This window comes from Streptomyces sp. BK208 (assembly GCF_004364245.1).
GTDB lineage: Bacteria > Actinomycetota > Actinomycetes > Streptomycetales > Streptomycetaceae > Streptomyces.
The window spans coordinates 320,936-346,176 of record NZ_SOAV01000008.1 but is presented as its reverse complement, the minus strand read 5'-3'; the positions used below and the strand labels follow the sequence as shown (position 1 = coordinate 346,176).

Genomic DNA, 25,241 nt, shown 5'->3' with positions numbered 1-25,241 from the left:
GCACCTCGGAAGGTGCGGCCCCTCGGGCAACCGCTGTGCTTCGAGCGCCGCGGGTCAGCGGCCGGTGCTCAGAGCGTCAGCTCTGGCCGCCGGCCAGCTTCTCGCGCAGCGCGGCCAGCGCCTCGTCCGACGCCAGGGCGCCGGAGTTGTCGCCGCCCTCGGAGGAGTACGAGCCGCCGCCACCGCCGCTGGACGCGGCCTGGGCCGCACCCGCGGTGTCGACACCCTCGGCAGCGGCCTTCTCGTCCGCCTCGCGGGACTTGATGACCTGCGCCTGGTGCTGCTCGAAGCGCTGCTGGGCCTCGGCGTACTGCGTCTCCCAGGCCTCGCGCTGGGTCTCGTAGCCCTCGAGCCAGTCGTTGGTCTCGGGGTCGAAGCCCTCGGGGTAGATGTAGTTGCCCTGGTCGTCGTAGGACGCGGCCATGCCGTACAGGGTCGGGTCGAACTCGACCGTGGACGGGTCGGCACCGAAGGCCTCGTTGGCCTGCTTCAGCGAGAGGCTGATGCGGCGGCGCTCGAGGTCGATGTCGATGACCTTGACGAAGATCTCGTCGTTGACCTGGACGACCTGCTCCGGGATCTCCACGTGGCGCTCGGCCAGCTCGGAGATGTGGACCAGACCCTCGATGCCCTCGTCCACGCGGACGAACGCACCGAACGGCACCAGCTTCGTGACCTTGCCGGGCACGACCTGGCCGATCTGGTGGGTGCGGGCGAACTGCTGCCACGGGTCTTCCTGGGTCGCCTTCAGCGACAGGGAGACACGCTCGCGGTCCATGTCCACGTCGAGGACCTCGACGGTGACCTCCTGGCCGACCTCGACGACCTCGGAGGGGTGGTCGATGTGCTTCCAGGACAGCTCGGAGACGTGGACCAGACCGTCGACGCCACCCAGGTCCACGAAGGCACCGAAGTTGACGATCGAGGAGACGACGCCGGAACGGACCTGACCCTTCTGGAGGGTGGTGAGGAACGTCTGGCGGACCTCGGACTGGGTCTGCTCCAGCCAGGCACGGCGGGACAGGACCACGTTGTTGCGGTTCTTGTCCAGCTCGATGATCTTGGCCTCGAGCTCCTTGCCCACGTAGGGCTGGAGGTCGCGGACGCGGCGCATCTCGACCAGGGAGGCCGGGAGGAAGCCACGGAGGCCGATGTCGAGGATGAGACCACCCTTGACGACCTCGATGACGGTACCGGTGACGATCCCGTCCTCTTCCTTGATCTTCTCGATGGTGCCCCAGGCACGCTCGTACTGGGCGCGCTTCTTCGAGAGGATCAGGCGGCCTTCCTTGTCCTCCTTCTGGAGAACAAGGGCCTCGATCTCGTCACCGACGGCGACGACCTCGTTGGGGTCGACGTCGTGCTTGATCGAGAGCTCGCGGCTCGGGATAACGCCTTCGGTCTTGTAACCGATGTCGAGCAGGACCTCGTCCCGGTCGACCTTCACGATGACGCCGTCGACGATGTCGCCGTCGTTGAAGTACTTGATCGTCTCGTCGATCGCGGCGAGGAAGGCTTCCTCGTTACCGATGTCGTTGACCGCAACCTGCGGGGTGGTGGCGGTGGTCTCGGTGCTGCTCGTCATGTGGGAAAGGGCTCCGGTACGGACATTGAAGTCGTAGGTACTGCTTACGCCGGGAGCCCGTTTCGCTCTGCAGAAGCCGGACAGCCAAGGAAGCGTCACCGAAAAACACTGGTGGCGCCTCGAGAACCGAGGGGACATACAACAGATGCGAGCGCGACCTGCTACGTCTGAGGTGCGCAGGCCCGCAGCGCAACTTGTAGCATACGGGGGCAGCCGGGCAGGGTCAATGCGCGAAGCCGCACACCCGGGGCAGATCGTCGCATACCCGGCACAAAAGCCGTCCCGCGAGGCCACGTGGACCCATGATTGCCCCTTGCGTGACACGCGGGGCGGCGGCACGGAAGAGCCCGCAGACTAGTACGAGGGAGCCGGTCATCCAAGAGCCCGTAACGCCCGAGGCCGCATCAGGGGCCGAGGGAGCCGAAGGAGTCGAGCCCGAGGCCACCCGGCGTGCCGCCGGGGTCACGGAGAGTTCCCGCGCCAACCGCGGCTGGTGGGACCGGAACGCGGACGAGTACCAGACCGAGCACGGCACCTTCCTCGGCGACGACCGTTTCGTGTGGTGCCCCGAGGGTCTGGACGAGGTGGAGGCCGAGCTGCTCGGCCCGCCGGAGGACCTGAAGGGCAAGGACGTCCTGGAGATCGGCGCCGGCGCCGCCCAGTGCTCGCGCTGGCTGACCGCCCAGGGTGCCCGCCCGGTGGCCCTGGACCTCTCCCACCGCCAGCTCCAGCACGCCCTGCGCATCGGCAGCCCCTTCCCTCTGGTGTGTGCCGACGCGTCGGTCCTGCCCTTCGCCGACGGCTCGTTCGACCTGGCCTGCTCGGCGTACGGGGCGCTGCCGTTCGTCGCCGACCCGCGGCAGGTGCTGCGCGAGGTGTGCCGGGTGCTGCGGCCGGGCGGCCGCTTCGTCTTCTCGGTCACGCACCCGCTGCGCTGGGCCTTCCCTGACGAGCCCGGCCCCGAGGGGCTGTCGGTGTCCGCCTCGTACTTCGACCGCACGCCGTACGTGGAGCAGGACGACGAGGGCCTGGCGGTGTACGTCGAGCACCACAGGACGCTCGGTGACCGGGTGCGGGACGTGGTGACGTCCGGGTTCCGGCTGGTGGACCTCGTGGAGCCGGAGTGGCCGGACTGGAACACCTCGGAGTGGGGCGGCTGGTCGCCCCTGCGCGGTCATCTGATCCCGGGGACGGCGATCTTCGTCTGCGAGCGTGACTGAGCCGTCCCGGCAGGCGGTCGCCCCCGTGCGCGACGGACGCTTTCGCGGACGTACGACACTGGGGGCGTGATCCGTTACGACGCCCTGGAGGCGCTGCCCGTGCGCGGCGCGCTGCCCGCGCTGCACGAAGCTCTGGACGGGCACGGCACGGCGGTGCTGGTCGCGCCGCCCGGCACCGGCAAGACGACGCTGGTGCCGTTGGCCCTGGCCGGGCTGCTGGGCGGGGAGGCGGCTCCCGCGCGGCGCGTCGTCGTGGCCGAGCCGCGGCGGATCGCGGCCCGGGCGGCGGCGCGGCGGATGGCGTGGCTGCTGGGTGAGAAGCCGGGCGCGAGTGTCGGCCACACCGTGCGCGGCGAGCGGGTCGTCGGGCGCCACACGCGCGTGGAGGTCGTCACGACCGGTGTGCTGCTCCAGCGGCTCCAGCGGGACCAGGAGCTGACGGGCGTCGACGTGGTGGTGCTGGACGAGTGCCACGAGCGGCATCTGGACGCGGACACGACGGCGGCGTTCCTGTGGGACGTGCGGCAGGCCCTGCGTCCGGAGCTGCGGCTGGTCGCCGCGTCGGCCACCACCGACGCCGAGGGCTGGTCCGGGCTGCTGGGCGACGCGCCGGTCGTCGAGGCGGCGGGCGTGTCGTACCCCGTCGAGGTCGTGTGGACGCCGCCCGCGCGTCCGGTGCGGCCGCCGCACGGTATGCGGGTGGATCCGGCGCTGCTGGCGCACGTGGCGTCGGTGGTGCGGCGGGCCCTGGCCGAGCGGGACGGCGACGTGTTGTGCTTCCTGCCGGGCGTCGGCGAGATCTCCCGGGTCGCCGGGCAGCTGGGGGCGCTCGCGGGCGTCGACGTGCTCCAGGTGCACGGCCGGGCGCCCGCCGCAGTGCAGGACGCGGTGCTGGTGCCCGGGGCGCGGCGCAGGGTGGTGCTGGCGACCTCGGTGGCCGAGTCGTCGCTGACGGTGCCCGGTGTGCGGGTGGTCGTGGACGCGGGCCTCGCGCGGGAGCCTCGGGTGGACCACGCGCGCGGGCTGAGCGCCCTGACGACGGTCCGGGCCTCGCGGGCGGCGGCGCGGCAGCGGGCGGGCCGGGCCGGCCGGGAGGCGCCCGGGGTGGTGTACCGCTGCTGGGCGGAGGCGGAGGACGCCCGGCTGTCGCGATTCCCGGCACCGGAGATCAAGGTGGCCGACCTGACGGCGTTCGCGTTGCAGGCGGCCTGCTGGGGCGATCCGGACGCGTCCGGCCTGGCTCTGCTCGATCCGCCGCCGGCCGGGGCGATGCGGGCCGCCCGGTCGGTACTGGAGGCGGTCGGCGCGGTGGACCCGGCCGGCCGCGCGACGCAGCGGGGTGTGCGCCTGGCCCGCCTCGGCCTGCATCCCCGGCTGGGCCGGGCGCTCCTGGACGCGCGGGCGCCGGGCGCCCGGCCGGCGCCCCGGGCCGCCTCCGGTGCGCCGGCGCCCGGGGCGGGCGGCGCGGGGGCCGACGCGGTGGCCGAGGTGGTGGGCCTGTTGAGCGAGGAGGCGCCGCGGGAGTACGGGGACGATCTCGCCGCCGTGCTGCGGGCGGCCCGGCGCGCGGGGGACGCGTACGGAGCCCGGTGGCGGGCAGAGGTGCGGCGGCTGCGGGGCGCCGTGGGGGTCGGGGACGGCGGGCGGGGGCAGCTCGGTGACGACGCGCTCGCCGGTCTGGTGGCCGCTCTGGCGTTCCCCGAGCGGGTCGCCAAGAAGGACGGCGGTTCGTACCTGATGGTCTCCGGCACGCGGGCCGAACTGCCGGAGGCGTCCGCGCTGCGCGGGGCGCCCTGGATCGCCGTCGCCGTGGCCGACCGGCCGGTGGGACGGGGGCACGCGCGCGTGCAGCTCGGCGCGGTCGTCGACGAGGACACCGCCCGGCTGGCGGCGGGCGCGCTGCTGACGGAGCGGGACGAGGTGCACTGGGCCGACGGCGACGTGGTGGCCCGGCGGGTCGAGCGGCTCGGGGCGGTGGAGCTGGCGGCGCGGCCCCTCACCGGCGCCGACCCCGGCCTCGTGCGGGACGCCCTGCTGGAGGGGCTGCGGCGCGAGGGGCTCGGGCTGCTGCGGCGTCCGGCCGAGGCCGGTCTGCTGCGCAAGCGGCTCGCGTTCCTGCGGCGGCACCTGGGCGATCCCTGGCCCGACGTCGGCGACGAGGCGCTCCTCGCCCGCGCGCAGGAGTGGCTGGAGCCCGAGCTGAGCCGGGCCCGGCGCCGGGCCGACCTGGGGCGGATCGACGCCCCGGAGGCGCTGACGCGGCTGCTGCCCTGGGCCTCCGGGGAAGCGGCCCGGCTCGACGAACTGGCCCCCGAGCGGATCACCGTTCCGAGCGGTTCCAGGATCCGCGTCGACTACGACAACCCCGAACAACCCGTGCTCGCCGTGAAGTTGCAGGAGATGTTCGGGCTCCAGCAGTCGCCCCGGATCGCCGGGACACCGCTCCTCGTCCACCTGCTCTCCCCCGCCGGCCGGCCCGCCGCGGTCACCGCCGACCTGGCCTCCTTCTGGAGGGACGGCTACAAGGGCGTACGGGCGGAGCTGCGCGGCCGGTATCCGAAGCACCCCTGGCCCGAGGACCCCGCCACGGCGGAACCGACCCGGTACACCAAGGCCCGGCTCGGCAGGTGATCACGGCCCGGCGGGGCCGCGGTCCCCGCCGGCCGGGACGGCGCCTACTCCTGCGGTGCGGAGGACGGTGCGGTGGACGGGCTTCCGGACGGGCCGGTGGAGGACCCCGGTGCCGGTTCGGCCGCCTTGGCCACCTTCAGGGTGACGTCGAGGGCGGCGCCGCCCGGCGTGGTGAGCCGCAGGACGTAGGTGCCCTCGGCGTCGTCGGCGTACAGCTTCGGCAGGTGCAGCAGGCCGTCGGCGTCGGTCCTCAGGCCGGTCAGGGTGCGCACGGCCTTGCCGTCCGCGTCCTTGAAGTAGGGGCCCTTGTCGTTCTCGGCCGGGTCGGTGGCCGAGGTGACGAGGGTCGCGGTGACGGCGACCTTGTCCGCGACGGCGCCCTTCAGCGTGGCCTTCACCTCGACCGGGTCGGCGAACTCGCCGCCCGGCGTGCACGTCAGCTCGGTCCCGGTGGTGCGGGTGAGGGTGTCGGCGACGCGCTCGGTGACGGTGGCCTTGTAGTCCACACCCGGGACGGTGCGTCCGATCACGGTGGCGCGGACGGTGAACCGGCCGGTCCGCTCGCCCGCCACCAGCGCGGGCGCGACGGCCACACCGGAGGCGTCGGTGAGGACCGCGGCGACCTTCTCGCCGCCGGTGAACGTCGCGTCCGTGTCGCCCAGGACGGTGAAGCGGACGCGTACCTTGCCGACTGCCTCTCCCTTCTGGGTCTCGGCACGGGCGCTGATCTTCCCGGCGAAGGTGTCGCCGGCGGTCGCGGTGAGCGCCGTGGTGCCGGCGTTCTCCAGGTGGTGGACCGTGTCGGTGGGGGTGGGGCGGGTGGTCCCCGTCGGCGGCTCGGGTTCCTCGGGCGGCTCGGGGGTCGCCGTGCCGGGCTGGGTCGGCCTCTGCGACGCCGGCGGCTTGCTCGGGGCCGGGTGCGGGCTGGGCGACGAGGGCGTCCGGGGGCCGCTGGACGACCCCGCAAGGCCCGGTGTGGGACCGATGCCCGTGAAGGGGTCGTCGCTGCGCCCGACCGGGATGCTGCCGGTGCCGTCCGGGATCTCGTGGGTGCCCCGGCGGTAGTGCTCCAGCCACGACAGGACCGTGTTCAGGTAGTCCTGCGAGTTGTTGTAGCTGAGGATCGCGCGGTTGAGGTCGGCCTGGACGGACAGGTCCCAGCCGTTGCGGCACAGGTAGTGTCCGGCGGCCAGCGCGGCGTCGTAGACGTTGTTGGGGTCGTCCTTGCCGTCGCCGTTGCCGTCGCGGCCGGCCCACGCCCAGGTGGACGGGATGAACTGCATCGGGCCGACGGCGTTGTCGTAACCGCTGTTGCCGTCGTAGACGCCGTTGTCGGTGTCCTTGATGAGCGCGAACCCGTTGCCGTCGAGCTGCGGGCCGATGATCTTGCCGATCGTGGTGCCGTTGGCGTCGACGCGACCGCCGCGTGCCTGACCCGACTCCACCTTGCCGATGGCGGCGAGCAGTTGCCACGGCAGGTTGCATCCGGGCTTGGCCCGGCGCAGCTCCGACTCGGCCTTCCGGTACGCGTCGAGGACGGTCGCGGGAATGCCGGTCTCGTCGGCGCCCGGGGACGTGGGGGTGCCCGCGGTCGGCGCGGGGTTGGGGCTGTTGAGCGGCGGGAGGTCGGTGTAGTACGGCGAGTTGCCGGTGGCGCTTCCCGCGGCGGGCGAGTCGGACGCCGGGACGTTGTCGGCGGTGGTCCGTCTGCCGTTGCCGTCGGCCGTCACGTCGGGCGCCTGGGACGCGGACAGGGCCGCGACCGCGACCGCCGCCACGGTGGTCGTGACCGCGGCCTTGCGGAGCCTCCTGTCGAAACTCGCCGCCATAGAGTGAAGCCCTCCCCTGGACGCCCGCGCGTCCCTCTCCGTCCGTCTTCTGCTGTCGTACTCGCCCGTCGTACCCGCTGGGTCCGCCCTGTTGTGACGATCGGTCGGCACCTGTGGTTGCACCGCGTTCTCGCGAGCACGGCGCTCGTCCGTTCGACCTGCACGGTGCCGCAGGCGACCCTACGGCAACTTGCTTTGCACGGGCACCCGTTCGTGCCCGATTTTCACCGGTTGGCCATATGAGGGGTCTCGTTGCCGTCACCTTCGGTCGGCGGTCGCGACGAACACGGTGAAGGTGTGGGTGGGACGGGAGCGCGGCAGCAGGGTGAGCGCCAGCGCGAGGTACCCGCGGGCCAGGTCGGCCCACAGGTGCCGGGCGGGCGTCTCGTGCGGGGCGGTGATCGCGGGGGCCCGGCGGGTGAGTCCGCGGCGACGGTCCTGCCCCGTGCGGTGCAGGACCGTCGCGAGGGTGGCGGGGGTGCGGCCGGTACTTGCGCCCGGCGCGAAGACCGGGACCGGGAGGAGCGGCACGCGGGCGGGTCCCTCGGTGCGTGCCCGTGCCGGGTTCGTCCGGTGGTGGAGCATGCGTATACCCATGCCCGCATCCTCACGGGAGACGAGGGGCGGGGCGTTTCGTCGGGGGCCACCGGAGTGACGGGGTGCACGGGCCCCGATACCGGCGCTGGGCGGGGCGGGGACGGCCCGGCCCTCCGCCGGCGGAGCGGGCCGGCGGGCGGCCTCGATCACGGGGCCCCGGCGGTGCCTCGCCGGGTTCCGCCCTGTCCGCGGCGGCTTCGTCGGGTGGGCCGAGGCCGCCCGCAGGCGGTGCGGCGCGGCGTCGCCGACGAGCGTCACGCCGGGCGTCCGCTCCTGACCCGGACACCGTCTCGCGCTCCTTCTGCGCCGTGGCGCCCTGGCGGGCAGAATCGGTTCCGTGAAGGCGGACCAGTCACCGGAGCGGACACCTGACGGGCATTTCGTCGTCGTCCGGGGGCGGAAGTGGCGAGCGACCGACCCTTCCGTCCCGGAGGAGGCCGCGGCCCGCCTCCGGCGCCATCTGATGTCGGCTCGGCGTGCGGTGCGCTCCGCCCTCGCCGAGAGCGACGCGAGCGCTGAAGCGGCGGCGCGGGCGCGGGTGAACCGGGCGAAGACCGCTCTGGGGGAGCGGGGTACGCCTTGGTGGGAACAGTCCGACAGGGCGCGCAGGGAGCGGTGGGAGGACGGGTTGGCGGAGCTGGACGAGCAGGCGCCACCGGAGTAGGCGACCCCGAAGCCAATGGCGCGGGCGGGCAGGCACGGTCTGTGCCTGTGCCGCAGCCGTCGCCACCGGCGCGGGCGGGTGTGTGAGGTGCTGGACGTCGCCCTGGCTGATGAACCACACCCGGCTGCGCACCGCGCTGGAGGCCGGTCGGCTGCCGGACGAGGTGACCGGGGCCTTCGCCACCCACCTTGCGGCAGGTCGGCGACGGGGCACCGTCGCCCGCAGCCGACCTGAGCGGAGCGACACCCCCTAGTGCGCCGCCGACTCCCAGTCCGGGCCCACGCCCACCGAGACGCCCAGGGGGACGCTGAGCTGTACGGCGTTCGACATTTCGCGGCGGACGAGTTCCTCCGCCGCCGCGCGCTCACCCGGGGCGATCTCCAGCACGATTTCGTCGTGGACCTGGAGCAGCATGCGGGAGCTGAGGCCGGCCTCGCGCAGCGCCCTGTCCACGTTCAGCATGGCGATCTTGACGATGTCGGCCGCCGTGCCCTGGATCGGCGCGTTCAGGGCCATGCGCTCGGCCGCCTCGCGGCGCTGGCGGTTGTCGCTGTTGAGGTCGGGCAGGTAGCGGCGGCGGCCGAAGAGCGTCGCCGTGTATCCCGTGGCCCGCGCCTCGTCGACGACCCGGCGCAGATAGTCGCGCACGCCGCCGAAGCGCTCGAAGTAGGCGTCCATCAGGCCGCGCGCCTCGGCCGCCTCGATGTTCAGCTGCTGGGAGAGACCGAAGGCCGACAGGCCGTACGCCAGGCCGTAGGACATGGCCTTGATCTTGCGGCGCATCTCCGCGTCCACGGCCGACTGCTCGACGGAGAAGACCTGCGCCGCGGCGGTGGTGTGCAGGTCCTCCCCGGACGTGAACGCCTCGGTCAGGCCCGCGTCCTCGGACAGGTGGGCCATCACCCGCAGCTCGATCTGGCTGTAGTCGGCCGTCATCAGGGACTCGAAGCCCTCGCCGACCGCGAAGCCGCGGCGGATCGCGCGGCCCTCGTCGGTGCGCACCGGGATGTTCTGCAGGTTCGGGTCGGTGGAGGAGAGGCGGCCGGTCGCGGCGACCGTCTGGTTGAACGTGGTGTGGATGCGGCCGTCCGCGGCGATCGTCTTGATCAGCCCCTCGACCGTGACGCGGAGCTTGGCCTGCTCACGGTGGCGGAGCATGATCACCGGCAGCTCGTTGTCCGTCTGGGCGGCGAGCCAGGCCAGGGCGTCGGCGTCGGTGGTGTAGCCGGTCTTGGTCTTCTTGGTCTTCGGCAGGTTCAGCTCGCCGAAGAGGACTTCCTGGAGCTGCTTGGGCGAGCCGAGGTTGAACTCCCGTCCGGCCGCCGCGTGGGCCTCCTTCACCGCCTGCTGGACGGCGCCCGCGAACATCTGCTCCATGGCCTGGAGGTGCTCCCGGTCGGCGGCGATACCGTGCCGCTCCATGCGGGCGAGCAGGGCGGACGTGGGCAGCTCCATGTCGCGCAGCAGGTCGGCGGCGCCGACGTCCGCGAGGCGGCCCTGGAAGGCCTCGCCTAGGTCGAGGATCGCGCGGGCCTGCACCATCAGCGCCTCGGCCTCGGCCCCCTCGTCCGCGCCGAAGGCGAGCTGCCCGTCCGCCGCGGCGGCGGGGGCCAGCTCGCGGTGCAGGTACTCCAGGGACAGCGCGTCCAGGTCGAAGGAGCGGCGCCCCGGCTTGACCAGGTACGCGGCGAGGGCCGTGTCCATGCCCACGCCCGCGAGGCTCCAGCCGTGCTCGGCGAAGACCCGCATCGCGCCCTTGGCGTTGTGCAGGACCTTCGGCCGGTCCGGGTCCGAGAGCCAGGCCCTGAACGCCGTCTCGTCGGCCTCGTCGATCTCCGTCGGGTCGAACCAGGCGGCCTTGCCGTCGGCGGCGGCGAGCGCGACCTCGGTGACCGAGCCGGTGCCCAGGGCCCAGGTGTCGACCGTGGCGACGCCGAGCGGCCGCTCGCCGTGCTCGGCGAGCCAGCCGGCCACCTCGCCGGTGCCGAGCACCGTGCCGTCCAGCTCCACGCCGTCCGCGACCACCGGGGCGGCCTCGGCCTCCTCGGCGCCCGGGTCGACGGCGTAGAGCCGCTCGCGCAGGGACGGATTGCGGATCTCCAGGGTGTCCAGGATCATGGCGACGCCCTTGCGGTCGTACGCCGTCCGCTCCAGGTCGGTGACGGTCCTCGGCAGCTCGACGTGCCGCTCCAGCTCGGTGAGCCGGCGGTTGAGCTTGACGGACTCCAGGTGGTCGCGCAGGTTCTGCCCGGCCTTGCCCTTGACCTCGTCGACGCGCTCCACCAGCTCCGCGAACGACCCGAACTGGTTGATCCACTTCGCGGCCGTCTTCTCGCCGACGCCCGGGATGCCGGGCAGGTTGTCGGACGGGTCGCCGCGCAGCGCCGCGAAGTCCGGGTACTGGGCGGGGGTGAGCCCGTACTTCTCGAACACCTTCTCCGGGGTGAAGCGGGTCAGCTCGGAGACGCCCTTGGTCGGGTACAGGACCGTGGTGTGGTCGCTGACCAGCTGGAAGGAGTCCCGGTCGCCGGTGACGATGAGGACGTCGAAGCCCTCGGCCTCGGCCTGGGTGGCGAGGGTGGCGATGACGTCGTCCGCCTCGAAGCCCTCGACGGCGAAGCGCGGGACGTGCATGGAGTCGAGCAGCTCGCCGATCAGCTCGACCTGGCCCCTGAACTCGTCGGGGGTCTTGGAGCGGTTCGCCTTGTACTCGGTGAACTCCTCCGATCGCCAGGTCTTGCGGGAGACGTCGAACGCCACCGCGAAGTGCGTGGGCGCCTCGTCACGCAGGGTGTTGGCCAGCATCGACGCGAAGCCGTAGATCGCGTTGGTCGGCTGGCCCGTCGCGGTCGTGAAGTTCTCCGCGGGCAGCGCGAAGAACGCGCGGTACGCCAGCGAGTGCCCGTCCATGAGCATCAGCCGCGGTCGGTCACCGGAGGTGCTGTCGGTCTTCTTCGATGCTGTCTTCGCCACACCCCCGATCCTGCCATGTGCCACTGACAGTCGGTGTCGCGATCGCCGGTGGCACGAGCGCGGTCATGTCGGCTGCGGGTGTGCCGCCGCCGGTCGCGCAGTTCCCCGCGCCCCTTTGCGGCGCCAATCGCGCCCGGCATCTCGAGCCGCCGGTGGCGCGTGCGAGGATCGGAGACGTACTTCACAACGCGTAAGCGAAGGAGCGCGCGATGGCGACCAAGCCGCCCAAGGGTGATCCGGTCCAGGACGCGCCGGAGGTCTCGGCGCCCCAGCACGCGGCGGCGGGCATCCCGGCCATCGGCCACACCCTGCGGGTCGCGCAGCGGCAGATGGGTGTGCGGCGGACGGCGCTGACACTGCTGAGCATCAACCAGAAGAACGGCTTCGACTGCCCGGGCTGCGCCTGGCCCGAGGGTGACCACCGGCACAAGGCGGAGTTCTGCGAGAACGGCGCGAAGGCCGTGGCCGAGGAGGCCACCCTGCGCCGGGTCACGCCGGAGTTCTTCGCCGCGCACTCCGTGGCCGACCTCGCCGGCCGCAGCGGCTACTGGCTGGGCCAGCAGGGCCGGCTGACGCATCCGGTGTACCTGCCGGAGGGCGGTACGCACTACGAGCCGGTCACCTGGGAGCGCGCCTTCGACATCGTCGCCGAGGAGATCGCCGCCCTCGGCTCGCCCGACGAGGCCGTCTTCTACACCTCGGGGCGCACCAGCAACGAGGCGGCGTTCCTCTACCAGCTCTTCGCGCGCGAGCTGGGCACCAACAACCTGCCGGACTGCTCCAACATGTGCCACGAGTCGTCCGGCTCGGCCCTGTCCGAGACCCTCGGCGTCGGCAAGGGCAGCGTCCTGCTGGAGGACCTCCACAAGTCCGACCTGATCATCGTGGCCGGCCAGAACCCGGGCACCAACCACCCGCGGATGCTCTCCGCCCTGGAGCAGGCCAAGGCGAACGGCGCGCGGATCATCAGCGTCAATCCGCTGCCCGAGGCCGGTCTGGAGCGCTTCAAGAACCCGCAGACCCCCAAGGGGCTCACCTCGGGCGCCGCCCTCACCGACCTCTTCCTGCAGATCCGCATCGGCGGCGACCAGGCCCTGTTCCGGCTCCTGAACAAGCTGATCGTCGAGACCGAAGGCGCGGTCGACGAGGCCTTCGTCGAGGAACACACGCACGGGTACGAGGAGTTCGCCGCGGCCGCCCGCGCCGCCGACTGGGACGGCACGCTCGCGGCGACCGGTCTCACGCGCGCGGAGATCGAGGAGGCGCTGCGCATGGTGCTCGCCTCCGAGCGCACCATCGTGTGCTGGGCGATGGGCCTGACCCAGCACAAGCACTCGGTGCCCACCATCCGCGAGGTGGTCAACTTCCTGCTGCTGCGCGGCAACATCGGCCGTCCCGGCGCGGGCGTCTGCCCGGTGCGCGGCCACTCCAACGTGCAGGGCGACCGCACGATGGGCATCTTCGAGCGGCCCGCGCCCGCCTTCCTTGACGCCCTGGAGAGGGAGTTCGGCTTCGCGCCGCCGCGCGAGCACGGCTTCGACGTCGTACGGGCCATCCGCGCGCTGCGCGACGGCGAGGCGAAGGTGTTCTTCGCCATGGGCGGCAACTTCGTCTCCGCCTCCCCCGACACGGAGGTCACCGAGGCGGCCGTGCGCCGCGCCCGGCTGACGGTGCACGTGTCGACGAAGCTGAACCGCTCGCACGCGGTGACCGGCGCACGGGCGCTGATCCTGCCGACGCTGGGCCGCACCGAGCGCGACCTCCAGGGCGGCGGCGAGCAGTTCGTGACCGTCGAGGACTCCATGGGCATGGTGCACGCCTCGCGCGGCCGTCTCGAGCCCGCGAGCGCGCAGCTGCTGTCCGAGCCGGCGATCGTGTGCCGGCTGGCGCGCCGGGTGCTGGGCGAGGAGAGCCGCACGCCGTGGGAGGAGTTCGAGAAGGACTACGCGACGATCCGGGACCGCATCGGGCGGGTCGTGCCGGGCTTCGAGGACTTCAACGCGCGCGTGGCGCGCCCCGGGGGCTTCACCCTCCCGCACGCCCCGCGCGACGAGCGGCGCTTCCCGACGGCCACCGGCAAGGCCAACTTCACCGCCGCGCCGGTCGAGCACCCCGAGCTGCCCGAGGGGCGGCTGCTGCTCCAGACGCTGCGCTCGCACGACCAGTACAACACCACGATCTACGGTCTGGACGACCGCTACCGGGGGATCAGGAACGGCCGCCGCGTCGTCCTGGTCAACCCGGAGGACGCCCGGAAGCTGGACGTCGCGGACGGCGGTTACGTCGACCTGGTGAGCGAGTGGCGGGACGGCGTGGAGCGGCGGGCGCCCGGTTTCCGCGTCGTGCACTACCCGACGGCCCGGGGCTGCGCGGCGGCGTACTACCCGGAGACCAACGTCCTGGTGCCGCTGGACGCCACCGCGGACACCAGCAACACCCCGGCCAGCAAGTCCGTGGTGGTCCGTCTGGAACAATCGGCGACCGACTGAGCGTTTGCTCAGCGAAGCGAAGCGGCCGGCCGGCCGGTCACCGCGACCGGCCGGCGGGACCGCGGACGGATCGACGAAACGGAGCCGGGCCATGGGTGAGCAGCAGCAGGTGCAGTTCCCGCAGGAGGTCATCGACGAGTACGCCGCGCTCGGCGTCGACCTGCCCGCCCTGTTCTCCGCCGGGCACCTGGGGACGCGCATGGGTGTGCAGATCGTCGAGGCCTCGGCCGACCGGGTCGTCGGCACCATGCCGGTGGAGGGCAACACCCAGCCGTACGGGCTGCTGCACGGCGGCGCCTCGGCGGTGCTGGCCGAGACGCTCGGGTCGGTCGGCTCGATGCTGCACGGCGGCGCGTCCAGGATCGCCGTCGGTGTCGACCTGAACTGCACCCACCACCGCGGGGCCCGCTCCGGTCTGGTCACCGGGGTGGCCACCCCGGTGCACCGGGGCCGGTCGACGGCGACGTACGAGATCGTGATCAGCGACGAGCAGGGCCGCCGGGTGTGCACCGCCCGGCTGACCTGCCTGCTGCGCGACGTGAACCCCGGCGACGGTGCCCCGGCGGGCGCGGCGGGCTGAGCCGCCCGCGACCCGCTCACGATCCTGGTCCACGGCACCCGTGACCGCGGCATTGCCCCCGCCCGTCCGCCGCCCTACCTTCGGGGCATGGGACGGCGAGGGCTCCCGGGGCCGGGAGCGGCGGCACTGGCGCTGCTGACCGCCGTCACGGCGGCCGGGTGCGGCGACCCCGGTGGCGGAGCGCGCGGTTCCGCCGGTGGTGCGCCCAACGCGCCCACAACGTCCGCCTCGTCCGCCCCGGTCGCCCCGACCGCGCCGACCGCGGCATCCGCGCCGTCCGGTTCCCGACGGCCGCTGTCCGGCGCGGAGTTGTGCGTGAGCGCCGTCGCGTACTGGGCGCGCGAGATGCTGGCCGGCCGCGAGCCCTACGGCGACTACCAGTCGATGGGGCTGTCCAACCGGCAGTACGACATCCTGCGGGAGGTCGTGGACGCGGCGCGGGCCACGCGACGGGATCAGGGCGCCCAGGAAGCCGAGGAGTTGATCGGCCGACGGACGCGCCGGGCGTGCGCCGAGGACTACCGCGACGCGGGTCCCAGCCGCGGCCCCTGGCAGTCATGAGCGGCGTCGGGCCCGTCGAGCCGGGTGCGGACACCCACGTCCGGGAGGCACCGCGACCCCGGCCGCGCGGACGGCTCGCCCGGCACTACGACCGCCACCGCCGGGCCGTCCTCGCGTCCACCGCCGCCGTCCTCGTCCTGGCGGGCGGCGGCTACCTGTGCGCGAGCCGGCCGCAGCCGCGCCACGCCCCCGCCCCGCCCTATCCGTCCCAGGCGGTCGACCTCGTCTACGTGACCCCCGTGACCGCCTCGCGGGCGGCCCCGGCCGGCGGCTTCAGCTTCACGGTGCTGCTGAGCGTGCGGTCCGGGCCGCCGGTCACCGTGACGCGGTTGACCCAGCCCTACCAGGGGCTGTCGGTGGTCTCCTCGCCCGCGGCACCTTTCCAGACAAAGCCGCATTCCGCCCGCAAGATCATTGTCACGTTGCGGGTGACGGAATGTGAAAAAGCGCCCCGGAATCCCGGACTCCCTTTCCTGGATGTAACGCTGCGTAATGCGCGCGCAATAGAAGCCCACAGTTTCCTCCTGGGGGCGCGCTATGCGCAGGACCTCTCCCAGGCCCTTGAGGTCGCCTGCGGCAACGATTCAAGGTAATCACCAAAACGCCCCAGACACCTGAACCGCGACCGTCCGTCCTGCGGGTTCTCACCATGCGGACAGGGCGAATCGGCCTGAATTCAGCCCTTCTTCCCCGCCAGTACCGCTCTGCAATACCCGGTGTCATAACAAGAGAGTCACAGCCTGAGTCAGACCCTCCTCCACCTTCCCTACACACGCTTAGAGTCACGGCCAGTCACCGCGCCGTCGGATTGTCATTTCGGCCTCGCGCTCGACTCGACCGCTTCCACGGGGATGCGGCCGTGCCAGGGAAAGGACTGATCGTGCGTCAACGTTCGCTCATCGCCATCACCGCCGCTCTGGCGGCGGGAGCGCTCACCCTCACCGCCTGCGGCTCGCGCGACGACGACGGCGGCGGCTCGGACTCCGGCAACGGCGGCGGTGGCACCACCGTCGTCATCGGCGTCGACGCCCCGCTGACCGGCGACCTGTCCGCGCTGGGCCTCGGCATCAAGAACTCGGTCGACCTCGCGGCCAAGACGGCCAACAAGGACAAGACCGTCGACGGCGTCACCTTCAAGGTCGAAGCCCTCGACGACCAGGGCCAGCCGTCCGTCGGCCAGCAGAACGCCACCAAGCTCGTCGCCAACAAGGACGTCCTCGGCGTCGTCGGCCCGCTGAACTCCTCGGTCGGCGAGTCCATGCAGAAGGTCTTCGACACGGCCAAGCTGGTCGAGGTCTCCCCGGCCAACACCAACCCCTCGCTCACCCAGGGCGTGGACTGGCAGACCAAGAAGGTCCGGCCGTACAAGTCGTACTTCCGCACCGCGACCACGGACGCCATCCAGGGCCCGTTCGCCGCGCAGTACGTCTTCAACGACTCCAAGAAGAAGAAGGTCTTCGTCATCGACGACAAGAAGACCTACGGCGCCGGCCTCGCCGCCACCTTCACCCAGGAGTTCAAGAAGCTCGGCGGCAAGGTCGTCGGCACCGAGCACATCAACCCGGACACCAAGGACTTCAACGCGGTCGCCACCAAGGTCAAGAACTCCGGCGCCGACGTCGTCTACTACGGCGGCGAATACCCGCAGGCCGGCCCCCTCAGCAAGCAGATCAAGGCCGCCGGGGCCAAGATCCCGCTGGTCGGCGGCGACGGCATCTACAGCGCCGACTTCATCAAGCTCTCCGGCGCCAGCGGTAACGGCGACCTCGCGACCTCCGTCGGCGCACCGGTGGAGAAACTCCCCTCCGCCAAGGAATTCGTCGCCAACTACAAGGCCGAGGGCTACAAGGAGGCCTACGAGGCCTACGGCGGCTACTCCTACGACTCCGCCTGGGCGATCATCGAGGCGGTCAAGAAGGTCGTCGAGGACAACGACGGGAAGCTCCCCGACGACGCCCGCGCCAAGGTCGTGGACGCCATGCAGAACGTCTCCTTCGACGGTGTGACCGGCAAGGTCTCCTTCGACGAGTTCGGTGACGCCACCAACAAGCAGCTCACCGTGTACGCCGTCGAGAACGGTGCGTGGGGCTCCGTGAAGTCCGGCACCTTCACCGGCTGACACCCCACCCGCACCACAGCCCACGAGCCGCGCGGGGCGCTGTTCCACAGGCGCCCCGCGCGGACTCGCATCCGGCCACATCCGTCGAACGTCCGAAAGTCTCGGAGGACATGCGGTGAACGAACTGCCGCAGCAGCTGGTCAACGGCCTGCTACTGGGATCCATGTACGGGCTGATCGCCATCGGCTACACGATGGTCTACGGCATTGTCCAGCTCATCAACTTCGCCCACGGCGAGATCTTCATGACCGGCGCCTTCGGCGCACTCACGGTCTACGTGTACATCCTGCCCGACGGCACCTCCATGCTGATCGCCCTTCCCCTGATGCTCCTCGGCGCCATGGTCGTCTCCGTCGCCGTCGCCATCGGGGCGGAACGGTTCGCCTACCGGCCCCTGCGCGGCGCCCCCCGCCTCGCGCCCCTCATCACCGCCATCGGCCTCTCCCTCGCGCTCCAGCAGGCGGTGTGGGCCTGGTACCCCGAGGCCAAGTCGGCGCGGACCTTCCCGCAGATCGACGGCGGCCCCTTCCACATCGGCAGCGTCACCCTCCAGACCGGCGACATCTTCCTGTTCGTCGCCGCCCCCGTCAGCATGGCCATCCTCGGCTTCTTCGTGATGCGCACCCGCACCGGACGGGGCATGCAGGCCACCGCCCAGGACCCGGACACCGCCAAGCTGATGGGCATCAACACCGACCGCATCATCGTGGTCGCCTTCGCCCTCGGCGCCGTCTTCGCCGCCGTCGGCGCCGTCGCCAACGGCCTCAAGTACGGCCAGATCGACTTCAAGATGGGCTTCATCCTCGGCCTCAAGGCCTTCACCGCGGCCGTCCTCGGCGGCATCGGCAACATCTACGGCGCCATGATCGGCGGCATCACCCTCGGCGTCGCCGAGACCCTGGCGACCGCCTACATCGCCGATATCCCCGGCCTGGACAAGTTCGGCAGCCAGTCCTGGTCCGACGTCTGGGCCTTCATCCTCCTCATCCTCGTGCTGTTGTTCAGGCCCCAGGGCCTGCTCGGCGAACGCGTTGCGGACAGGGCGTGACACCGATGACCACACAGACCACCGCGCCGAAGAACACCGGTGCCCCCGCCCCCGGCGACACCCCCGGCCTCATCGGCATACCCGCCCACGTCGGCCGCGCCCTCGCCACCGGCGGCGGCGTCCTCACCGTCGTCTCCACCTTCCTCGCCTGGACCTGGACCGCCGAGTTCCCCGGCGACCTCACCGTCTACGGCTACCCCGGCGGCCTCCAAGTGCTGGTACTGGTGGCCGGAGCCCTGACCACCCTCATCGGCCTCGCCTCGTACGACGTCAAGGGGCTGCGCTGGCTCGCACCGGCCGGCGCCGACGCCGCCCTCAGGTTCGCCGCGCTCGCCGCCTTCACCACCACCTGGTACACGGTCATCGCGATCAGCGCCCAACTCGGCGGCGTCGTCAACCTGGAACCCGGCGGATACATCGCGGCCGCCGTCACCCTGGCAGCCCTGATCGGCTCCCTCGCCCTGCCCGTCGAGCGACCCGAACCCGACCCCTTCGACCCGGACGACACCGGCTGGGAACGGTTCAAGCACACCAGCTCCCACAACTGGCAGACCGTCAAGGCAGCCTTCGCCTCCGGCAGCCCGCGCCCCGTGCCCGCCCTGCCCTCCTACATCGAGATCCTGATCATCGTCGCCGTCCTCGCCGTCGGCCTGTTCGTCTTCACCTACGGCATCGGCACCGAGTACGACGAGCTCTTCGTCGGCTTCCTCATCACCGCCGGCTTCGGCTTCGCCGCCCTCAACAAGTCGGGCCTCATCGCCCAGGCCTCGCAGATCACCGCACGCCACCAGAACATCACCGTCTGCGGCGCCTTCGTCGCCGCGGCCTGCTTCCCCTTCACCCAGTCCGACGACCAGTACGCCACCATCGGCGTCTACATCCTCATCTTCGCCACGGTCGCCCTCGGCCTGAACATCGTCGTCGGCCTCGCAGGCCTGCTCGACCTCGGCTACGTCGCCTTCCTCGGCGTCGGCGCCTACGCCGCCTCCATGGTGTCCGGCTCCCCCAGCTCCCCGTTCGACCTGCACCTCCCCTTCTGGGCCGCCGTACTCGTCGGCGCCGCCGCGTCACTCGTCTTCGGCGTCCTCATCGGCGCACCCACCCTGCGGCTGCGCGGCGACTACCTCGCCATCGTCACGCTCGGCTTCGGTGAGATCTTCCGGATCACCGCCAACAACCTCGACGGCACCTCCGGCCCGGACGTCACCAACGGGTCCAACGGCATCTCGTCCATCCCCGACCTCAAGATCCTCGGATTCGACCTCGGGACCCAGCACGACGTCGGCAGCTTCACCATCGGCCGCTTCGCCAACTACTTCTTCCTGATGCTCATCATCACGGCCGTCGTCGTCCTCGTCTTCCGACGCAGCGGCGACTCCCGCATCGGCCGCGCCTGGGTCGCCATCCGCGAGGACGAGACCGCCGCACTCGCCATGGGCATCAACGGCTTCCGGGTCAAGCTCATCGCCTTCGCCGTCGGCGCCTCGCTCGCCGGACTCGCCGGCACCGTCCAGGCACACGTCACCTACACCGTGACCCCCGAGCAGTACCTCTTCGCCGGCACCACCCCGCCCAACTCCGCCTTCCTGCTCGCCGCGGTCGTGCTCGGCGGCATGGGCACCATCGCCGGCCCGCTCATCGGCGCCTCCCTGCTCTTCCTGATCCCCAACAAGCTCCAGTTCCTCGACGACTACCAGCTCTTCGCCTTCGGGCTCGCACTCGTCCTGCTGATGCGCTTCCGCCCCGAAGGACTCATCGCCAACCGGCGCCGCAAGCTGGAATTCCACGAAGAGGCCGAAGCGCCCACAGTCCTGAGCAAGACAGGGGCCTGACCACCATGACCACCGACACCACCACCAAGGACACCGCGCCGGGCACCCCCGCCCCCGGCACCCCCATCCTCGACGCACGCGGCGTCACCATGCGCTTCGGCGGCCTCACCGCCGTCAACAACGTCGACCTCACCGTCAACAGCGGCGAGATCGTCGGCCTCATCGGCCCCAACGGCGCCGGCAAGACCACCTTCTTCAACTGCCTCACCGGCCTCTACATCCCCACCGAGGGCGAAGTCCGCTACAAGGACCGGGTCCTGCCCGCCAAGTCCTTCAAGGTCACCGCCGCCGGCATCGCCCGCACCTTCCAGAACATCCGCCTCTTCTCCAACATGACCGTCCTCGAGAACGTCCTCGTGGGCCGCCACACGCGCACCAAGGAAGGCTTCTGGTCGGCCGTCCTGCGCGGCCCCGGCTTCCACCGGGCCGAGAAAGCCTCCCGGGAACGCGCCCTGGAACTACTGGAGTTCGTCGGCCTCGCCGACAAGGCCGACCACCTCGCCCGCAACCTGCCCTACGGCGAACAGCGCAAGCTGGAGATCGCCCGCGCGCTGGCCAGCGAGCCCGGACTGCTGCTCCTCGACGAACCGACGGCCGGCATGAACCCCCAGGAGACGCGGGCCACCGAAGAGCTGGTCTTCGCCATCCGCGACCAGGGCATCGCCGTCCTCGTCATCGAGCACGACATGCGCTTCATCTTCAACCTCTGCGACCGCGTCGCCGTCCTCGTCCAGGGCGAGAAACTCGTCGAGGGCGACAGCGCCACGGTGCAGGGCGACGAACGCGTCGTCGCCGCCTACCTCGGCGAACCCCTCGCCGACGACCCCGGCGCGGCCGAAGCCGCCGAGGTGGAGGCCGCGGAAGCCGCCCAGGCCGCCACCACCACGGACACCGCGGCCCGCAAGGAGAACGACCGATGACCGCACTCCTCGAGGTCGAGGACCTCCGCGTCGCCTACGGCAAGATCGAAGCCGTCAAAGGCATCTCCTTCAAGGTCGACGCCGGCGAGGTCGTCACCCTCATCGGCACCAACGGCGCCGGCAAGACCACCACCCTGCGCACCCTCTCCGGCCTCCTCAAGCCGGTCGGCGGCCAGATCAAGTTCGGCGGCAAGTCGCTCAAGAAGGTCCCCGCCCACCAGATCGTCTCGCTGGGGCTCGCCCACTCGCCCGAGGGCCGGCACATCTTCCCCCGCATGACCATCGAGGACAATCTCCGCCTCGGCGCCTTCCTGCGCAGCGACAGAGCCGGCATCGACCGGGACATCCAGCGCGCCTACGACCTCTTCCCCATCCTCGGAGAACGCCGCAAGCAAGCCGCGGGCACCCTCTCCGGCGGCGAGCAGCAGATGCTCGCGATGGGCCGCGCCATGATGTCCCAGCCCAAACTGCTCATGCTCGACGAACCCTCCATGGGCCTCTCGCCGATCATGATGCAGAAGATCATGGCGACCATCGCCGAACTCAAGTCCCAGGGCACCACCATCCTGCTCGTCGAACAGAATGCCCAGGCCGCCCTGTCCCTGGCCGACCACGGCCACGTCATGGAGGTCGGCAACATCGTCCTGTCCGGCAGCGGCCAGGACCTCCTCCACGACGAATCGGTCCGCAAGGCCTACCTCGGCGAGGACTGACACTCCCGCCCACCGCACGGCACGAGTGAGGCCCGCGCCCCCACACGGGGAACGCGGGCCTCACTCGTCACTCCTACGTCGTGGGATCAGCCCTTGGACGCCTTCTTCTCCTCGGCGTCCTGGATGACCGCCTCGGCCACCTGCTGCATCGACATCCGCCGGTCCATCGACGTCTTCTGGATCCACCGGAAGGCGGCAGGCTCGGTCAGGCCGTACTCCGTCTGCAGCACCGACTTCGCACGGTCCACCAGCTTGCGGGTCTCCAGACGCAGGCTGAGGTCGGCGACCTCCTTCTCCAGCGCCTTCAGCTCCGTGAACCGGGACACGGCCATCTCGATCGCCGGCACGACGTCGCTCTTGCTGAACGGCTTCACCAGGTACGCCATGGCCCCCGCGTCCCGGGCCCGCTCCACCAGGTCGCGCTGCGAGAAGGCGGTCAGCATCAGCACCGGCGCGATGCTCTCCTCGGCGATCTTCTCGGCCGCGGAGATGCCGTCCAGCTTGGGCATCTTCACGTCGAGGATCACCAGGTCGGGCCGGTGCTCCCGGGCCAGCTCGACGGCCTGCTCACCGTCACCGGCCTCGCCGACGACGGAGTACCCCTCCTCCTCCAGCATCTCTTTGAGATCCAGCCGGATGAGCGCCTCGTCCTCGGCGATGACGACACGGGTCGTCAGCGGAGGCACGTGCGACTGGTCGTCGTCGGTCACGTCGGCGGGCTGGGGCGACTCGGGGGCGGTCACGTGGGGCTCCTCGTTCGGGGCAGGGGTACTGCTGACAAGAGACTACCTAGCTGCGGTAAGGTGTACGCGCGGAGGGTCGGTGGAAACCTTCGATTCCGCGGGCCCCGGTAGCCCAATTGGCAGCAGGCAATGGATTCAAAACCCATACAGTGTCGGTTCGAGTCCGACCCGGGGCACTTTTCCTTCGTTTCCAAGATTGCCGTCACCAAGTGGATGTCCACGTTCTCGTGAACATCCACTTTTTGCCGGGTGCCAATGCTTTCCCACTCGCACAGTGGCCCCATGTACGACGTGGACACACGCACCCGAGCGCTGGCACTGGTGGCACAAGGACGGAGCCTGAACTCCGTCAGCAGGGAAACCGGCATATCCCGCGCCGCCATCCGCTCGTGGCAGACGCGTATCGAACCGCTGCCGCGGATGAGGAAATCAGTCTGCTCCCTGTGCGGTCCGACAGCCGAGCCGCCACAGGAACAGGCTGCTTACGCCTACCTGCTGGGTCTTTACCTCGGTGATGGCTGCATCAGTCCCGGCGCACGCTCCGGTTACTTCCTCCGCATCGCGTGCGCCGACGCGTGGCCCGGCCTCATCGACGCGTGCGCCGCCGCCGTCGAAGCCATCAATCCCAGCGGCAAGGCAACCCGGGTCCGAGCCGTCGGTTACACATCTGTGGTCGGCTACAGCAGCCACTGGCCCTGCTTCCTCCCCCAGCACGGCCCCGGCAAGAAGCATGAGCGCCGGATCGCTCTCGAACCCTGGCAGCAGGCGATCGTCGACGCTCATCCGTGGGAGTTCATTCGAGGCCTCGTCCACTCCGACGGCTGCCGGGTCACCAACTGGACCCGGAGGAGCGTCGGCGGGGTACTCAAGCGCTACGAATATCCCCGGTACTTCTTCACCAACGTATCGGCCGACATCCGTCGCCTGTTCACGGACACCCTCGACGCACTCGGTATCGAGTGGACGCACTGCACGCGCCACGGCAACCCGTTCAACATCTCCGTCGCCCGAAAAGCCTCCGTAGCCCTCATGGACGTCCACGTCGGTCCCAAGTACTGACTACTTGGGGCTGTCGTCCTCCCCGATGTGGTGGACGCGGACCAGGTTCGTGGTGCCGGAGACTCCCGGGGGCGAGCCGGCCGTGATGACGACGACGTCGCCCTTCTCGCAGCGGCCATAGCGGGTGAGCAGGTCGTCCACCTGGTCGACCATCGCGTCCGTGGAGTCCACGTGCGGGCCGATGAAGGTCTCCACGCCCCAGGTCAGGCTGAGCTGGGAGCGGGTCGCCGGTTCCGGGGTGAAGGCGAGCAGCGGGATGGGCGAGCGGTAGCGGGAGAGGCGGCGGACGGTGTCGCCGGACTGGGTGAAGGCGACCAGGAACTTCGCGCCGAGGAAGTCGCCCATCTCGGCGGCGGCGCGGGCGACGGCGCCGCCCTGGGTGCGGGGCTTGTTGCGTTCGGTGAGCGGGGGCAGTCCCTTGGCAAGGATGTCCTCCTCTGCCGCTTCGACGATGCGGGCCATGGTGCGCACGGTGTCGGTCGCGTGCTTGCCGACGCTGGTCTCGCCGGAGAGCATCACGGCGTCGGTGCCGTCGATGATCGCGTTGGCGACGTCGGAGGCTTCGGCGCGGGTCGGGCGGGCGTTGTCGATCATGGAGTCGAGCATCTGGGTGGCGACGATGACCGGTTTGGCGTTGCGCTTGGCGAGCTTGACGGCGCGCTTCTGGACGATCGGCACCTGTTCGAGGGGCATTTCGACGCCGAGGTCGCCGCGGGCGACCATGATGCCGTCGAAGGCGGCGACGATGTCCTCGATGTTCTCGACGGCCTGCGGTTTCTCGATCTTGGCGATGACGGGGAGGCGGCGGCCTTCCTCGTCCATGATGCGGTGGACGTCGAGGATGTCGCGTCCGCTGCGGACGAAGGAGAGGGCGACGACGTCGAAGCCGGCCCGCAGTGCCCAGCGCAGGTCGTCCTCGTCCTTCTTCGAGAGGGCGGGCACGGACACGGCGACGCCGGGGAGGTTGAGGCCCTTGTGGTCGGAGACCATGCCGCCTTCGACGACCTCGGTGCGCACGTGGGGTCCGTCGACGCCGGTGACCTCCAGGCAGACCTTGCCGTCGTCGACGAGGACGCGTTCGCCGGGGGTGACGTCGTCGGCGAGGCCGGCGTAGGTGGTGCCGCAGGTGTGGCGGTCGCCTTCGGTGCCTTCCTCGACGGTGATGGTGAAGGTGTCGCCGCGTTCAAGGAGTACGGGTCCTTCTGCGAAGCGGCCGAGGCGGATCTTCGGGCCCTGAAGGTCGGCGAGGGTGCCGACGCTGCGGCCGGTCTCGTCGGACGCCTTGCGGACCCGGCGGTAGCGCTCTTCGTGCTCGGCGTGGGTGCCGTGGCTGAAATTGAAGCGGGCGATGTCCATGCCGGCGTCGACCAGGTCCTTGATCTGGTCGTACGAGTCGGTGGCGGGACCAAGAGTGCAGACGATCTTTGCTCGGCGCATGGGTCGAGCCTATGACTTACTGCCGGGTAGCGAATTGGCCACGCATGACCACTCAACGACCTTTCGGTAAAGGGGTATTGACAAGTGTTGAATTGTGCACCCGGCCGCTCCGATGAGCAGCGATGGGCCGGTCGGGGGACATTCGGGTGGGCCGTCACCTCTTGACACGCGGCATGTTCAGGACAGAATCTACGCGCGTTGCCACTGTCCGGTCGCCAGCGTCTGCACGGGTCCACCGAGG

Annotated in this window: 20 protein-coding genes and 1 tRNA gene; 15 read left to right on the top strand and 6 right to left on the bottom strand. The window is 71.1% G+C overall.

Annotated features, from left to right (window positions below):
- Positions 1 to 76: 76 nt before the first annotated feature.
- Positions 77 to 1,585: a 30S ribosomal protein S1 gene (rpsA, locus tag EV562_RS21780; RefSeq protein ID WP_133888498.1), complete on the bottom strand. Its 1,509-nt coding sequence runs from the start codon at positions 1,583 to 1,585 to the stop codon at positions 77 to 79.
- A 317-nt stretch (positions 1,586 to 1,902) separates the two neighbouring features.
- Here rpsA and EV562_RS21770 point away from each other — a divergent pair, with 317 nt between their 5' ends.
- Both EV562_RS21770 and hrpB read left to right on the top strand, forming a co-directional pair.
- The gene (locus tag EV562_RS21770) at positions 1,903 to 2,805 is read left to right on the top strand and encodes a class I SAM-dependent methyltransferase (RefSeq protein ID WP_243860110.1); all 903 of its coding nucleotides are present in this window, start codon (positions 1,903 to 1,905) and stop codon (positions 2,803 to 2,805) included.
- 66 nt (positions 2,806 to 2,871) lie between these two features.
- Positions 2,872 to 5,436, top strand: coding sequence for an ATP-dependent helicase HrpB (gene hrpB / locus EV562_RS21765; RefSeq protein ID WP_133888496.1), 2,565 nt, complete (start codon positions 2,872 to 2,874; stop codon positions 5,434 to 5,436).
- A 44-nt stretch (positions 5,437 to 5,480) separates the two neighbouring features.
- Here the strand turns inward: hrpB and EV562_RS21760 are convergent, their stop codons facing one another.
- Both EV562_RS21760 and EV562_RS21755 read right to left on the bottom strand, forming a co-directional pair.
- Positions 5,481 to 7,265 (bottom strand): lytic transglycosylase domain-containing protein, encoded by a 1,785-nt coding sequence (locus tag EV562_RS21760; RefSeq protein ID WP_133888495.1) that lies wholly within the window; start codon positions 7,263 to 7,265, stop codon positions 5,481 to 5,483.
- A gap of 258 nt (positions 7,266 to 7,523) precedes the next feature.
- A complete protein-coding gene (locus tag EV562_RS21755) occupies positions 7,524 to 7,862 on the bottom strand; it encodes a hypothetical protein (protein WP_208298391.1) in 339 nt (112 codons plus the stop codon).
- A 337-nt stretch (positions 7,863 to 8,199) separates the two neighbouring features.
- Between EV562_RS21755 and EV562_RS35640 the strand changes: the two genes are divergently transcribed.
- The gene (locus tag EV562_RS35640; protein ID WP_133888494.1) at positions 8,200 to 8,526 is read left to right on the top strand and encodes a hypothetical protein; all 327 of its coding nucleotides are present in this window, start codon (positions 8,200 to 8,202) and stop codon (positions 8,524 to 8,526) included.
- 109 nt (positions 8,527 to 8,635) lie between these two features.
- Positions 8,636 to 8,779 carry a hypothetical protein gene (locus tag EV562_RS35140; RefSeq protein WP_243860109.1) on the top strand — a complete coding sequence of 48 codons (144 nt, stop codon included), beginning with the start codon at positions 8,636 to 8,638 and terminating at the stop codon, positions 8,777 to 8,779.
- Here the strand turns inward: EV562_RS35140 and polA are convergent.
- Entirely contained in the window at positions 8,776 to 11,499 is a 2,724-nt protein-coding gene (gene polA / locus EV562_RS21745) for a DNA polymerase I (protein WP_133888493.1), read from the bottom strand. The two genes, EV562_RS35140 and polA, sit on opposite strands and share 4 nt — an antisense overlap.
- A 209-nt stretch (positions 11,500 to 11,708) precedes the next feature.
- Here polA and EV562_RS21740 point away from each other — a divergent pair, with 209 nt between their 5' ends.
- From EV562_RS21740 to EV562_RS21700, 9 genes are all read left to right on the top strand, one after another.
- Positions 11,709 to 13,988 carry an FdhF/YdeP family oxidoreductase gene (locus tag EV562_RS21740; protein WP_133888492.1) on the top strand — a complete coding sequence of 760 codons (2,280 nt, stop codon included), beginning with the start codon at positions 11,709 to 11,711 and terminating at the stop codon, positions 13,986 to 13,988.
- A 91-nt stretch (positions 13,989 to 14,079) separates the two neighbouring features.
- The gene (locus EV562_RS21735) at positions 14,080 to 14,568 is read left to right on the top strand and encodes a hotdog fold thioesterase (RefSeq protein WP_133888491.1); all 489 of its coding nucleotides are present in this window, start codon (positions 14,080 to 14,082) and stop codon (positions 14,566 to 14,568) included.
- Positions 14,569 to 14,655: 87 nt separating this feature from the next.
- The gene (locus EV562_RS21730) at positions 14,656 to 15,129 is read left to right on the top strand and encodes a hypothetical protein (protein ID WP_133888490.1); all 474 of its coding nucleotides are present in this window, start codon (positions 14,656 to 14,658) and stop codon (positions 15,127 to 15,129) included.
- A complete protein-coding gene (locus EV562_RS21725) occupies positions 15,126 to 15,722 on the top strand; it encodes a Tat pathway signal sequence domain protein (RefSeq protein ID WP_133888489.1) in 597 nt (198 codons plus the stop codon). Before EV562_RS21730 ends, EV562_RS21725 begins: the two co-directional genes overlap by 4 nt.
- Positions 15,723 to 16,009: 287 nt before the next feature.
- Positions 16,010 to 17,248: a branched-chain amino acid ABC transporter substrate-binding protein gene (locus EV562_RS21720; RefSeq protein ID WP_166661927.1), complete on the top strand. Its 1,239-nt coding sequence runs from the start codon at positions 16,010 to 16,012 to the stop codon at positions 17,246 to 17,248.
- 115 nt (positions 17,249 to 17,363) lie between these two features.
- On the top strand, positions 17,364 to 18,296 hold the full coding sequence (locus EV562_RS21715; protein WP_133888487.1) for a branched-chain amino acid ABC transporter permease: 933 nt from the start codon (positions 17,364 to 17,366) through the stop codon (positions 18,294 to 18,296).
- Positions 18,297 to 18,301: 5 nt separating this feature from the next.
- A complete protein-coding gene (locus tag EV562_RS21710) occupies positions 18,302 to 20,128 on the top strand; it encodes a branched-chain amino acid ABC transporter permease (protein ID WP_133888486.1) in 1,827 nt (608 codons plus the stop codon).
- A 5-nt stretch (positions 20,129 to 20,133) separates the two neighbouring features.
- Positions 20,134 to 21,048 carry an ABC transporter ATP-binding protein gene (locus tag EV562_RS21705; RefSeq protein ID WP_133888485.1) on the top strand — a complete coding sequence of 305 codons (915 nt, stop codon included), beginning with the start codon at positions 20,134 to 20,136 and terminating at the stop codon, positions 21,046 to 21,048.
- Complete coding sequence (locus tag EV562_RS21700; protein WP_133888484.1) at positions 21,045 to 21,761, top strand: ABC transporter ATP-binding protein; 717 nt, start codon at positions 21,045 to 21,047, stop codon at positions 21,759 to 21,761. Before EV562_RS21705 ends, EV562_RS21700 begins: the two co-directional genes overlap by 4 nt.
- An 86-nt stretch (positions 21,762 to 21,847) precedes the next feature.
- On the opposite strand, the gene EV562_RS21695 is transcribed toward EV562_RS21700, so the two are convergent.
- A complete protein-coding gene (locus tag EV562_RS21695) occupies positions 21,848 to 22,504 on the bottom strand; it encodes a response regulator (protein WP_133888483.1) in 657 nt (218 codons plus the stop codon).
- Positions 22,505 to 22,605: 101 nt separating this feature from the next.
- Between EV562_RS21695 and EV562_RS21690 the strand changes: the two genes are divergently transcribed.
- Positions 22,606 to 22,680, top strand: a tRNA-Leu gene (locus EV562_RS21690).
- A 106-nt stretch (positions 22,681 to 22,786) separates the two neighbouring features.
- Positions 22,787 to 23,563 carry a helix-turn-helix domain-containing protein gene (locus EV562_RS21685; RefSeq protein WP_133888482.1) on the top strand — a complete coding sequence of 259 codons (777 nt, stop codon included), beginning with the start codon at positions 22,787 to 22,789 and terminating at the stop codon, positions 23,561 to 23,563.
- Here the strand turns inward: EV562_RS21685 and pyk are convergent, their stop codons facing one another.
- Entirely contained in the window at positions 23,564 to 25,000 is a 1,437-nt protein-coding gene (gene pyk / locus EV562_RS21680) for a pyruvate kinase (protein ID WP_133888481.1), read from the bottom strand. It lies immediately after the preceding gene.
- Between the last annotated feature and the right edge of the window lie 241 nt (positions 25,001 to 25,241).